Here is a 12,736-nt window from a genome sequence, read left to right as displayed (position 1 = left end):
GACCTGGCCATGCTGCCTCTCGTGCTGGCCTCCGCCTCGCCGCGCCGGCGCGATCTGCTGCGCCAGATCGGCATCACGCCGGACGCCATTCTCGCCGCCGACCTCGACGAAACCCCGCATCCGGGCGAAGCGCCGCGCGCGCTGGCCGCGCGGCTGGCCGCCTCGAAGGCCGCCGCCGTCGCGCCGCAGCGGCCCGATGCGCTGGTGCTTGCCGCCGATACCGTCGTCGCCGTCGGGCGCCGCATCCTGCCGAAAGCCGACAGCGATGCCGATATCCGCCGCTGCCTGCAGCTTCTGTCCGGCCGCCGCCATCGCGTGCTGACCGGGCTTTGCCTGCGCCATCCCGATGGCCGCACGGCGCGCCGGCTGGTCGAAACCGTCGTGCGCTTCAAACGCCTCGCGCCGGCCGAAATCGAGGCCTATCTCGCCTGCGGCGAGGGCCTGGGCAAGGCCGGCGGCTATGCCATCCAGGGCCGCGCCGAACAGTTCGTCCTCTGGCTCGGCGGCTCCTATTCCAATGTGGTCGGCCTGCCGCTGGCCGAGACCGCGCAGCTGCTGGACGGCTTTGGCTATCCGCTTTGGCCGCAATCTTGGCTATAGTGATTCGATGGCCAACGAGCTTCTGATCGATGTCGGACTGACCGAGACGCGCGTCGCCCTGGTCGAGGACGACCGCCTCGTGCATCTCGATCTCGAACGCCCCGAGCGCGATTCCGCCCTGGGCGCGATTTTCCTCGGCCGCGTGCGCCGCATCGAGAAGGGCCTGCAGGCGGCCTATGTCGATATCGGCCTGAGCCGCGACGGCTTTCTCGGGCGCGACGACCTGGTGCCGGTGCGGGACCTGCCGATCGAGCAGCGGCTGCATGAAGGCGAAACCGTGCTGGTGCAGGTGATCCGCGATCCGGTGGGCGAGAAGGGCGTCAAGCTGACCTGCCAGATCGCGCTGCCCGGCCGTTTCCTGTCGCTTACCCCCTTCGATCCGGCCGTGCGGGTGACCAAGCGGATCAGCCAGGATGCCGAACGCATGCGGCTGGCCGCCGTGATGCAAAGCCTGCTGGCCCTGGCCGACCAGACGCCGCTAAAGGTGACGGCGCGGCTGCAGCGCCGGGCCGGCGACCGCCGCTCGGCGCGGCCGGCGCGTTACGACGGCGCGGACCGCCGCAGCGGCGAGGACCGGCGCAAGAGCATGGGCTGCATCGTCAACGCCAATGCCGAGGGCGCCGACAAGACCGAACTGGCCGCCGACCTCGAACGCCTGCGCGCGCGCTGGATCGCCATCGAGGAACGCCGCAGCAAGGCGAGCAAGACCTGCGGCGCGCCGGCCGAGCTGTGGCGCGAGATGGGCCCGGTCGGCCGGGCGCTGCGCGATCATGTCGGCGCCAAGCTCGACCGCATCCGCGTGAATGCCGCGCAGGGCTTCGCCGAGGCGCGCGCCTGGCTGTTCGAGCATGCGCCGGACCATGTCGGCCGGCTGGAGCGTTTCGACGATCCGGCCGGGCTGTTCGACCTGTTCGACATCGAGCAGGACATCGCCGATGCGCTGAGCCGGCGCGTGGCGCTGAAATCCGGCGGCGCCATCATCTTCGGCGAGACCGAGGCGCTGACCGCCATCGACGTCGATTCCGGCAAGGCCTCGGCGCGCGGCGCCGCCTTCGAGGAACTGGCGCTGAAGATCAATCTGGAGGCGGCGGCCGAGATCGCGCGCCAGCTGCGCCTGCGCGGCATCGGCGGCATCATCGTCATCGACTTCCTTCATATGGAAAGCGCCGCCTACCGCGCGCAGACGGTCAACGCGCTGCGCCAGGCGCTGGCCCGGGACCCGGCGCCGGTCAAGGTGCTCGGCATGTCGGCGCTGGGCCTGGTCGAGATGACGCGCAAGCGCGTCGGCGAGCCGCTGTCGGCGCGCCTGTTCGATTCCTGCCCGACCTGCGACGGCGACGGCCGGCTGCCCTCGCTGCCGGCGGTGCTGGCGGAATTGCTGCGCCGCGCCTGGCGCGAGGCCGCGTCGAGCCCGCCCGGCGCACGGCTCGAGATCGCCTGCGCGCCCGACGTGGCGGCGCTGCTCGATGCCGATCTGCGCAACCGGCTGGAACGGCAGATCGGCGCCATGGTTCATGTCAAACCGGAAGCCGGCCGGCGCCGCGAATCCTTCCAGGTGACCCGGCAGGGACGCTGACGTTCAAGAGCATTGCCATGACCGCCAAGCCCTGTCCGATCTGCGGCAAGATCCCGGCCGAGGAGGCCGCCCGCTACGCCCCGTTCTGCTCGCACCGCTGCGCCCAGGTCGACCTCAATCGCTGGCTGAAGGGCGGCTACGCCATACCGGCGGTTGAGGAAGACGACCCCGACGAATCTGAGGAGGCTGCCCAGCCCTCCGACAACCTCCATTAACCTTCCGGATTTTGTTGCAGAATTGCACCACTTTCAGACAAAACTTAGCTGGTCTGTGATGGTTGCCGCTTGGTCACCGGGATCGCTCTTGCCAGTTCTGGGCGGATACCGGATAACCTAAGGCTAAGAAAATAATGAGGTCATAGAACCATGATCGTCGCCTTGTGCCGGCCCCAGTGGAAGAGCCTCACCCTTGCCGTGCTGCTTTCCACCGGTCTGCTGGCCGGCTGCGCGACGGCGCCGGAAGATCCCCAGGCCCGCGCCGATTTCGAAGCCGTCAACGATCCGCTCGAGCCGGTCAACCGTGCGCTGTTCCAGCTGCATCAGGTGATCGACAATTTCCTGCTCAAGCCGGTTGCCTTCGGCTACACGATCTTCGTGCCGCAGCCGCTGCAGACCGGCGTGCATAACGCGCTGCTCAACCTGCGCGCCCCGATCATCCTGGCCAACGATCTGCTGCAGGGCGAAACCGGCCGCGCCGGCGACACCGTCCAGCGGTTCGCGATCAATTCCACGGTCGGCGTGCTCGGCCTCTATGACGCCGCCGACAAATGGTTCGACATCGCGCCGCATACCGAGGATTTCGGCCAGACGCTCGCCGTCTGGGGCGTCGGCGAGGGCCCTTATCTGTTCATCCCGGTGATCGGTCCGTCCAATCCGCGCGACCTCGCCGGCCTGGCCGTCGATTCGGTCGCCGATCCGCTGAACTGGTATCTGCACAACACGCATCGCGACGGGTGGATCTATGCCCGCATGGGCCTGGCGGGCGTCGATACCCGCGCCGGCCTGCTCGATACGCTGGACAATCTCGAGCGCACCTCGCTCGACTATTATGTCACGCTGCGCAGCGTCTATCGCCAGCGCCGCGCCGACGAGATCAGCAACCGCCGCTCCGCCAGCCCCTCGGTCTCGCCGACGGTCAGCCAGTCGGCCGATGCCGACGGCGCCATCGAGACCCAGCCGGCGGAGACCAAGCCCTCGCGGTAAGCCCGGCCAGGAAAAAGCCGGCCGGAAAAAGCCGGTCCGTCCACCGCAATCTACTGCACCGCCTCCGGCACCGCCGTTCCCGGCGGGAAAAGCACGGTGACCTGCGTGCCGCTGCCCGGTTCGGAGGCGACGCTGATGCTGCCGTCATGCAGCTCGGCCAGCTTGCGGCAGATGCTCAGGCCCAGGCCGCTGCCCTCGCTGCGCCGGATGCCGGCATTGGCCTGCCAGAAGGGCTCGAACAGGCGCGGCAGATGCTCGGGCGCGATGCCGGCGCCGGTATCGCGCACCACGAGCCGCACGCTGCCATCGGCGGCGACGCTGCCGTCGACGGTGACGATGCCGCCGCTGGGCGTGAACTTGACGGCATTGCTGAGCAGGTTGATCAGGATCTGCTTGATCGCGCGGGCATCGACATGCACCTGCGGCAGATCGCGCGCCAGCCGGTTGGCCAGCTTCACGCCGCCTTCGCGGGCGCGGCCCTGCACCAGGCGCAGGCCGTCCTCGACCAGGCCGCGCAGATCATGCGGCGCGCGGTCCAGCTCGAAGCGGCCGCTTTCGATCTTCGATACGTCGAGGATGTCGTTGATCACGCCCAGCAGGTGATGCGCGCTGCGGCTGATATCCTCGGCATATTCGAAATATTTCGGCGACTGCGCGCCGAGCATCCGGCTGGCGATCATGTCGGCGAAGCCGATTACCGCATTGAGCGGCGTGCGCAGTTCATGGCTCATATGGGCGAGGAACTCGCTTTTCGCGCGATTGGCGGTCTCGGCCAGCTGGCGCTGTTCGCGCAGCGCCGCTTCGAGCTGCTTGCGCTCGGTGATGTCGATGGCGATCGCTCCGGTCGCCAGCAGGTCGCCGCGGTCGTCGTAGATCGGAAACCGCATCAGCATGTAATAGCGCCGCTTGCCCTCGCGCCGGCGCTCCTCGGCGTCGAACAGCAGCGCATGGCCGGCGGCGACCGTCTCGGCCAGCTGCTTTTCGAAGCGGGCGGCGACATCGGGCGGCATGACTTCCTGCGCGGTGCGGCCGATCAGGTCCTTTTCGGCGACGCCGAGCACCTCGCAATAATAGCGGTTGGCCATCAGGTAGCGGCCGGCCGGATCGAGCAGCGCGATGACGATCGGCGGATTGTCCATCAGGCCGCGCAGGATCGCCTCCGAGGCGGCGCGCCGGCGCAATTGCCGCCAGATCGTCCCCAGCGCGGCGACGGTGCCGAGCCCGACCATGCCGAGCAGCAGGAAATAGCCCGACGTGATCCGGCGCCAGCCGCTTTCGCCGGCATGCGGCGGCAGCTTCAGCAGTATGTAAAGCGGAAAATCGTGCACGCGCGCCCAGTAGATCTGTGCGCCGTCTGCCATCGTCGCCGCACCGGACGGTCCGGTCTGCAATTTGCGATGGGGCAGCAATTCGGCGAGGCGGTCGGTCCGCCGGGCCGCGATCGGCCGGCCGTCCTCGTAGACCAGCGCCAGCGCATCCACCGGCGTGCCGAAGGTTTCGCGCTCGAGCAGGTCGCTGATCTGCAGCGAGAGCGAGGCGATCAGCACGCCGTCGAACTGGCCTTCGGCAGTGTCGATGCGGCGACTGAGCCAGAGCCGCGGCGCGATCGGGGCGCTGTCGGCCGTCAGCAGCCGCCTGGCGCCCTCGCGGTGCCGCCGGAACAGATCGGTGGCGACGATGTTCAGCGGCATCGGCGCCGATCCGGCGACGAACCACAGATCGCCGCGCCGGTCGAAGACATGCACGGCCTCGATATTGGGCAGCAGCTCGACCCGTTCGGTCAGCAGGTTATTCAGCGCATCGCTCGGCAATATGCCGCGCGGCAGGCCGCGCCCGATCTCGATATTGGCGAATTGCAGCAAAAGGTCGGCCATCTGCATCTGGCGCTCGACCAGTTGCGCCAGGCTGGCGGCCACGGCGCCGGCCCGCTGCGCCTCGCGGCTGCGTTCGGCATCGCGCAGGTCGCGCAGCAGCAGCAAGGCCATGGCGCCGGTAAAGACGAGCAGCAGGACGACCGCGATGATCCCTGCGAGGAAGCCGCGCGAGATACCGCCCATCCGGCTTTTCGGAACCGGTGCCGTCATGCCGTTCTATCTCCCGGGGAAATTCCCCCGGGGCGAGTCTCGCACAGGGTGGCGGCTTCCTACTAGATTTTTCTAGATGGCCGCGCCGGGAACCAGGCCGGATCGGCCTGCGCGCCCAGTTCGGCGAGCGCCGGCTGAACCATGCGGTAGGGCAGCCAGGATTCGAGATGGCGGATGCCGAGGCGATGGTAGAATTCCCGCGTCGGATTCCAGTCCAGCACGTTCAGATCGAGGCGCTTGCAGCCGCGCGCGTCGGCGATCGCCGCCAGGGCGGTGATCAGCTGCCTGCCCAGGCCATGGCCGCGCGCGCGTTCCAGCACGAAGAGGTCCTCGACGAACAATCCGGCGCGGCCCTCCCAGGTCGAGTAGTTGTGGAAGAACAGGGCAAAGCCGACCGGCGCGCCATCCAGTTCGGCGATCAGCGCCTCGAAGCGCCGCTGCTCGCCGAAACCGTCGCGCAGCACGTCCTGGGGCGTGATCTTCACCGAGGAGAGCGGCTCGTTTTCGTAGATCGCCAGCGCCTTCACCAGATCGACGATGGTTCCGGCATCGGCCGGCGTGGCGGGGCGGATCAGGGTTTTCGTCATGGTCTGCTCTTTGTCTCTGCACTGCGCGCCTCTGTCTGCGGCGCGTGATCCGCCGTCGCCTTCGCCGCCGCCACCAGGGCCTCGCCGAACAGGGTGAATTCCTTGGCGCGCTGGGTGCCGCGCCGCCAGGCCAGCCCGATCTGGCGCGCCGCATCGGCTTTCCGCGCGCTGCCCAGGGGGCGCGTGACCACGTCGGTGCCGCGCAGGATGCCGGCATCCAGCGCCAGTTGCGGCAGCAGCGTCACGCCCAGTCCGCTATCGACCATCTGCACCAGCGTCGGCAGCGAGGTGGCGGCAAAGCCGTCGCGCCGCGGCGAGGGCGGCAGGCGGCAGGCGGCCAGCGCGTGATCGCGCAGGCAATGGCCGTCCTCGAGCAGCAGCAGGGGCGCTTCGGCCAGATCCTCCAGCTTGATGGCATTGCGGCGCGCGAGCGGATGGTCGGCGCGGCAGGCCAGCAGGAATTCGTCGTCGAACAGCGGCAGGGTATCCAGCGCGCCGCCTTCGAACGGCAAGGCCAGCAGCAGCAGGTCGAGCTTGCCGGCCTGCAGCTGATCGATGAGGCGATAGGTCAGGTCCTCGCGCAGATACAGCTTCAGCTCGGGGAACCGCTTGCGCAGGGCCGGCAGCACGCGCGGCAGCAGGAAGGGCGAGATCGTCGGAATCACGCCGAGCCGCAGCGGGCCGGTCAGCGGCGCCGCCGCGGCGCGCGCCAGCAGCACCATCTCCTCCGCCTCGCGCAGCAATTCGCGCGCCCGGCCGGCCAGGTCCTCGCCCAGGGGGGTGAGCACGACTTTTCTCTTGGTGCGGTCGACCAAAGCGGCGCCGAGCTGTGTTTCCAACTCCTGGATGCCGGCCGACAGCGTCGACTGGGTGACAAAGCAGGCATCCGCCGCTTTACCGAAATGGCGGATTTCCGCCAGGGCGACCAGATAGCGCCATTGCCGCAGGGTGGGGGTGTTGATCATGCCCGGATTATAATCGGTAAAGCCGATCAGTTTCAACGGAATAATGCGTTGGAACGATCAAAGCAAAGGGCCTATCTACGGCTCAGCGGGCGCAAACAGGCCCGTATGCCCCAGACCCGAGAACCAAGAGAGGAGCGTATCCCTATGTTGACCGTTGGTGACAAGTTTCCCGCTTTCAACCTGAAAGCCACCGTTTCCACCGACCCGAAGCAGGCCTTTGCCGATATCGGCAACGACAGCGACAAGGGCAAGTGGAAGGTCGTCTTCTTCTGGCCGAAGGACTTCACCTTCGTCTGCCCGACCGAGATCGCCGCCTTCGGCAAGCTGAACGGCGAGTTCAACGACCGCGATGCCGTGATCTACGGCGTGTCGATCGACAGCGAATATGTCCATCTGGCCTGGCGCAACAACCATGCCGACCTGAAGGAGCTGCCGTTCCCGATGCTCGCCGACATCAAGCGCGAGCTGAGCCAGCAGCTCGGCGTGCTCGACAAGAACGAGGGCGTCGCGTTGCGCGCCACCTTCATCGTCGACCCGGAGGGCATCATCCGCTTCGTCTCGGTCAACGACCTGAATGTCGGCCGCAATCCGCAGGAAGTGCTGCGCGTGCTCGACGCCCTGCAGACCGACGAACTCTGCCCCTGCAACTGGCAGAAGGGCGAGGACGTCCTCAAGGCCGCCTAATCCGCGGCGCAGAGCGGCCCGCCGCCGCGCGATTGCGGCGGCGGATGCCGCGCAACAGCGGACCAGAAGAACAGGAGATTCCCATGAGCCTCGAAAGCCTGAAGAACCGTCTGCCGGACTACGCCCGCGACCTCAAGCTGAACCTGGGCTCGCTCGCCGCCGAGCCCGGCCTGAGCGAGCAGCAGCGCGCCGGCACCTTCATCGCCACGGCCCTGGCGGCGCGCCAGCCGGTGGTGATCCAGGATCTGCTGGCCGAATTCGGCCCGAAACTCGCGCCCGAAGCGCTGACCGCCGCCAAGGCGGCGGCGGCGATCATGGGCATGAACAACATCTATTACCGCTTCGTGCATATGATGGCGCATGAGCCGAACGCCAACTACAAGGCGATGCCGGCCAGGCTGCGCATGAACGTGATCGGCAAGCCCGGCGTCGACAAGGTCGATTTCGAGCTGTGGTCGCTCGCAGTCTCCGCCGTCAATGGCTGCGGCATGTGCGTCGAAAGCCACGAGGCGCAGCTGCGCCAGGCGGGCCTCAGCGAAGAGCAGATCCAGCAGGCGGTGCGCATCGCCGCCGTGGTGCATGCGGTCGCCGCCGTGCTGGATGGCGAAGCGGCCATGCAGGGCGGCGGCCTTGCCCAGGCGGCGGAATGATGCGCGCCGGCCCGGCGCTCTAAAAACCGGGCTTTAGACAAACGCGGGGCGCGTCAGAAGCTGTCTTTCGGCAACCGTCTTTCGGCAACCGTCTTTCGGCAACTGTCTCCCCGGAGAATGCCGTTCTATCCGGGCCTTCCGCCCCTCCGCCCGGATAGCCCCGAGGGTGCCGCCTCCCAGGCGGCACCCTTTTTCCTGCGCTGCAACCAGCGCGTGCCGCTTGGCGGCCACGCCGCGCCGGCTGCCGGCCCAGGAATGGCGATTTTCAAGACCTTACCGGAAAAATCGGGGACGTCGCGATCACTCTGTGCTACCACCGCGCTCATCTTACTACGGATGATCGGGTGGTATTATGCGTATCCGCAGCAGTTTTCTGCTTTTCGTCGGTATTATCGGCGCAATCGTTCTCGGCCTGGCCGGGATGCTGGTACGCGAAGCCTATATGGCGCGCGAAGACACCGTGCAGGCGCGCCAGCTCGCCGCCACGCAGGGCGAATTGCTGCGCTTCCTCGAACTGATCGGCATCGAGCGCGGCGCATACAATGCCGCCCTGCGCGAAGAGAAGACGACCGACCCGAATGGCGATTTCCTGGCCAAGCCGCGCCAGACCAGCGACGCGACGCTTGCCGCCGCCATCGCCAATGCGCGCCTGGCCGGCCTGCCGGCCGGCGATCTGCGCATCATCGAGCAGATCCGCGATACCCTGGCCGACTGGCGCAAGAAGGTCGAGGCCGCGGTCAGCAAGCCGATCGGCGAGCGGCCGGCGGAGGTGATGAACGGCTATGTGCCGGCTCTGGCCAATCTGGTGAATCTGCTGACGCCGCTGCTGAACCGCACCGATGCGGCGATCAGCCATGCCAGCAACGACGTGGCGATGCCGATGGTGATCGCGCGGCTTGCCGCCGACATGCGCGCCGAAGCAAGCATCCGCGGCACCACCACGGTCAACGTCGTGGCCGCGGGCGGCCCGATGTCGGCGGCGACCAAGCAGAAGCTGGCCGAATATACCGGCCGGGTCGATGCGATCTGGGGCCGCATCGTGATGACGCTTGGCATGATCGATCCCTCGCCGGCGCTGAAGGAGAAGGCCGAGGCCACCAAGACGGCCTTCTATGTCGGCCTGCCGAAACTCTATGCCGCGGTCCATGCCGCCGCCGACAAGGGCGAGGCGATGCCCTTCAGCATGGCCGATTTCCGCAAACAGCAGAATCCGCTGCTCTATACCGCCGGCTATATGCGCGACGCGGCGATCGAGGACAGCCTGAGCATGGCCGACCGCCTGATCGGCGAACGCACGCGCCAGCTCGCCACCGTCGCCTCGATCTCCCTCATCGCCCTGATCCTGCTGGCCGGCGGCGCGGTCTTCTTCATCCTGCGCGCCATGCGTCCGCTCGGGGTGATGACCGACACGATGGGCCGCATCGCCCGCGGCGAGCAGGCCGAAATCGGCTATGCCGAACGCAGCGACGAGATCGGCGCCATGGCCAAGTCGCTGGTCGTCTTTCAGCGCAATGCCGAGGAGAAGGCCAAGCTGGAAGCGGAAGAGCGCGGCCGCGCCGAAACCGAGCAGGCCCGCATGGCGGCGCAGCGCGAGCGCGAGGCGGCGATCAGCCGCGAGATCGCGCAATTCTGCGCCGCGGTCGGCGAGGGCGATTTCTCCCGCCGGATCGATCTGGCCGGCAAGGACGGCGTCTTCCGCGAACTGTCGCAGCAGATGAACGGCCTGGCCGATACCCTGCAGAACGTGCTGGACGATCTGGGCCGCGTGCTGCGCGCCCTGGCCGAGGGCGATCTCGCCCGTTCCGCCGCCGGCGAATATCGCGGCGCCTTCGGCACGCTCGCTGCGGCGGCGCGCGACACCGTCGCCCGGCTGCGCGACTTCGCCGGCCGTCTCGGCGGCAGCGCCGCGGCGGTGCGCGAGGCCTCGGCGGAAATCTCGACCGGCAGCCAGGATCTGGCGCAGCGCACCGAAAGCCAGGCGGCTTCCATTGAGGAGACCGCCGCCTCGATGCACGAGATCACCGCGACGGTGAAGCAGAATGCCGACAACGCCCAGGCCGCCAACCAGCTCGCGGCGGCGGCGCGCGGCACGGCGGAAAAGGGCGGCGGCATCGTCGGCGAGGCGGTGCGCGCCATGAACGGCATCGAGGACAGCGCGCAGAAGATCGTCGAGATCGTCTCGCTGATCGACGAGATCGCCTTCCAGACCAATTTGCTGGCGCTGAATGCCAGCGTGGAGGCCGCGCGCGCCGGCGAGGCCGGCAAGGGCTTCGCCGTGGTGGCGCAGGAGGTGCGCGCGCTGGCGCAGCGTTCGGCCAATGCCTCGAAGGACATCAAGGCGCTGATCGCCACTTCGAATGCGCAGGTCAAGTCCGGCGCCGCGCTGGTCAACCAGGCCGGCGAATCGCTGACCGAGATCGTCAGCGCGGTGAAGAAAGTCGCCGATATCGTCGGCGAGATCGCCGCCGCCAGCCGCGAACAGGCCACCGGCCTGGAGCAGGTCAACACCGCCGTCGCCAGCATGGACGAGATGACCCAGCGCAACGGCGCGCTGGTGGAGGAAACCTCGGCTTCGGCGCAGTCGCTGTCGGGCCAGGCGGCCGAACTGGCCAACCTGGTCGGCTTCTTCAAGCTGGCCGCCGGCGAGGCCATGGCGGCGACCAGGCCGGCCGCCATGAAGGCGACGGCCGCGACGCCCATCGCCGCCAAGCCGGCTGCTGCAAAGCCAGTCCCTGCCAAACCGGCTGCCGCCAAGCCGGCTGCCATGCCGCCGCGCAACAACGATGACGACTGGCAGGAATTCTGAGCCGACGAGCCGAAGGGGGCCGATGGAGCCGTTTCCGGCCGAACTGGCCGATATGGAGGAATTCATCTGCGCGACGCCGGACCTGGTCGCGCCGCGCATCCGCCATGCCATGCTCGCCCGCCTGCTGGCGGATTGGGCGGCGCAAAGCGACGGCGGCCGCCGGCTGCCGGCGCGCGGCGATTTTTCGCCCGAGCGGCTGCGCTACATCCTCGGCAACCTCATCCTTTGGGACGTCTCGCCGGAGCCGCTGACCGCGACCTATCGGCTCTACGGCAGCAATTTCGCCTTCGCGCGCGGCGGCGACATGACCGGCAAGCGGCTCGACGAGATTCCCGATCCGGTGATGCGCCGCCTGGCGCTGCACGGCCTGCGCCGCGTCATGGCGATGCGCCAGCCCCTGCTCACCCGCGGCCGCTACCGGCTGCGCGACGGCAGCGCGCTGGCATCGGAAGCGCTCACCCTGCCGCTCGCCGGCGACGGCAGCCGCATCGACATGATCATGCATGGCATGTTCAACCAGATGCTCGGCCCGGCGGACGGCATCAGCCGGATGCCGGCCGGGGTCGAGGTCGCCTGCGATGCGCCGGCCGCGCTGGCGGAGCGCATCGCCGATTTGCGCTTGCTGCGGCTGCTGCGGGATTGGGATTCCTGGCGCCAGGGCCGGCCGCTGCCGCCGCGCGCCTCCTTCGCGCCCGAGACGCTCTCGTATCTGCTCGGCCATCTCTTCCTGTTCGACATCCTGGCGCCGGAGGGCGCCGAGGCGGGGCCGCGCTTCCGCTACCGCCTGTTCGGCAGCGCCATCGCCCGGCTGCGCGGCTTCGATCTCACCGGCCGCTGCATCGACGAGCATCCCGACGGCGCCTTCGGCGCGCGGGCGCATCTGGCCTATCTGCAGGCGGTCGCCGCCCGCCAGCCGCTCTGGGCCAAGGTGGATGCCGTCGGCGAGCAGGGCATGGTCTCGCGCTTCGAAGGCCTCATCCTGCCGCTTGCCAGCGACGGCGAGACGCCCGACATGGTGCTGTCGGCGCAGATCATGGCCGCGGCGGATTGACCGCCCGGCCTTCGGATGGAAAGCACAGACGCGGCGGGGGCGGCCTCGCCGCAGCATAGCGGAGTAGGTTGTCATGGCATGGCTGATCCTGGTTTTCGCCGGGCTTGCGGAAGTGGGCTGGGCGATCGGGCTGAAATACACCGCCGGCTTCACCCGGCTCTGGCCCAGCCTGGGCACGGCGGCGGCGATGCTCGTCAGCCTGTGGCTGCTCGGCCTGGCGCTGAAGCAGCTGCCGCTCGGCACCGCCTATGCGGTGTGGACCGGCATCGGCACCATCGGCACCGTCATGCTCGGCATCGTGCTGTTCGGCGAATCGGCCAGCCTGCTGCGCCTTGCCTGCATCGGGCTCATCGTCGCCGGCATCGTCGGGCTGAAGCTGGTAACGGCGTAGGCGCCTAGACCGGAATCCCGTTAGATCGAAGCATAGCCAGCGTTCCTGAGATAGTTTGCGCATTCCTGTGGCGGGAAGCGGTCCAGCAGGCTTCCGATACGTTGCCATGTTGCCTCGACACTGCGTTCAGCTGCCTTTCG

At 68.3% G+C, this 12,736-nt stretch carries 12 protein-coding genes; 9 read left to right on the top strand and 3 right to left on the bottom strand.

Annotated elements, in window-relative coordinates:
- Window positions 1-9: 9 nt before the first annotated feature.
- The 4 genes from VF194_RS03750 to VF194_RS03735 all read left to right on the top strand — a co-directional run bounded on the left by VF194_RS03750 (window position 10) and on the right by VF194_RS03735 (window position 3,378).
- The gene (locus VF194_RS03750) at window positions 10-600 is read left to right on the top strand and encodes a nucleoside triphosphate pyrophosphatase (RefSeq protein WP_330888170.1); all 591 of its coding nucleotides are present in this window, start codon (window positions 10-12) and stop codon (window positions 598-600) included.
- Window positions 601-607: 7 nt separating this feature from the next.
- Complete coding sequence (locus VF194_RS03745) at window positions 608-2,176, top strand: ribonuclease E/G (protein ID WP_330888168.1); 1,569 nt, start codon at window positions 608-610, stop codon at window positions 2,174-2,176.
- Between the two features lie 17 nt (window positions 2,177-2,193).
- Entirely contained in the window at window positions 2,194-2,391 is a 198-nt protein-coding gene (locus tag VF194_RS03740; RefSeq protein WP_330888166.1) for a DNA gyrase inhibitor YacG, read from the top strand.
- Between the two features lie 150 nt (window positions 2,392-2,541).
- On the top strand, window positions 2,542-3,378 hold the full coding sequence (locus tag VF194_RS03735; protein WP_330888165.1) for a VacJ family lipoprotein: 837 nt from the start codon (window positions 2,542-2,544) through the stop codon (window positions 3,376-3,378).
- Window positions 3,379-3,428: 50 nt separating this feature from the next.
- Here VF194_RS03735 and VF194_RS03730 read toward each other — a convergent pair whose 3' ends face one another.
- From VF194_RS03730 to VF194_RS03720, 3 genes are all read right to left on the bottom strand, one after another.
- Window positions 3,429-5,462 carry an ATP-binding protein gene (locus VF194_RS03730; RefSeq protein ID WP_330888163.1) on the bottom strand — a complete coding sequence of 678 codons (2,034 nt, stop codon included), beginning with the start codon at window positions 5,460-5,462 and terminating at the stop codon, window positions 3,429-3,431.
- A gap of 62 nt (window positions 5,463-5,524) precedes the next feature.
- A complete protein-coding gene (locus VF194_RS03725) occupies window positions 5,525-6,049 on the bottom strand; it encodes a GNAT family N-acetyltransferase (RefSeq protein ID WP_330888161.1) in 525 nt (174 codons plus the stop codon).
- The gene (locus VF194_RS03720; protein ID WP_330888159.1) at window positions 6,046-7,014 is read right to left on the bottom strand and encodes a hydrogen peroxide-inducible genes activator; all 969 of its coding nucleotides are present in this window, start codon (window positions 7,012-7,014) and stop codon (window positions 6,046-6,048) included. The genes VF194_RS03725 and VF194_RS03720 overlap by 4 nt, the downstream gene beginning before the upstream one ends.
- A 144-nt stretch (window positions 7,015-7,158) precedes the next feature.
- On the opposite strand from VF194_RS03720, the gene VF194_RS03715 reads away from it, so the two are divergent.
- The 5 genes from VF194_RS03715 to sugE all read left to right on the top strand — a co-directional run bounded on the left by VF194_RS03715 (window position 7,159) and on the right by sugE (window position 12,596).
- The gene (locus tag VF194_RS03715) at window positions 7,159-7,698 is read left to right on the top strand and encodes a peroxiredoxin (protein WP_330888158.1); all 540 of its coding nucleotides are present in this window, start codon (window positions 7,159-7,161) and stop codon (window positions 7,696-7,698) included.
- Between the two features lie 83 nt (window positions 7,699-7,781).
- The gene (locus VF194_RS03710; protein ID WP_330888156.1) at window positions 7,782-8,348 is read left to right on the top strand and encodes a carboxymuconolactone decarboxylase family protein; all 567 of its coding nucleotides are present in this window, start codon (window positions 7,782-7,784) and stop codon (window positions 8,346-8,348) included.
- Window positions 8,349-8,700: 352 nt separating this feature from the next.
- The gene (locus tag VF194_RS03705) at window positions 8,701-11,154 is read left to right on the top strand and encodes a methyl-accepting chemotaxis protein (RefSeq protein ID WP_330888154.1); all 2,454 of its coding nucleotides are present in this window, start codon (window positions 8,701-8,703) and stop codon (window positions 11,152-11,154) included.
- A gap of 22 nt (window positions 11,155-11,176) precedes the next feature.
- On the top strand, window positions 11,177-12,205 hold the full coding sequence (locus tag VF194_RS03700) for a PAS domain-containing protein (RefSeq protein WP_330888152.1): 1,029 nt from the start codon (window positions 11,177-11,179) through the stop codon (window positions 12,203-12,205).
- Window positions 12,206-12,278: 73 nt separating this feature from the next.
- Window positions 12,279-12,596: a quaternary ammonium compound efflux SMR transporter SugE gene (gene sugE / locus VF194_RS03695; protein ID WP_330888150.1), complete on the top strand. Its 318-nt coding sequence runs from the start codon at window positions 12,279-12,281 to the stop codon at window positions 12,594-12,596.
- The last annotated feature ends 140 nt before the right edge of the window (window positions 12,597-12,736 follow it).

The organism is Ferrovibrio sp. (assembly GCF_036381655.1).
Classification (GTDB): Bacteria; Pseudomonadota; Alphaproteobacteria; order Ferrovibrionales; family Ferrovibrionaceae; genus Ferrovibrio.
Note: the sequence above shows the minus strand (reverse complement) of the source record. Positions and strands in the feature narration are given on the sequence as shown.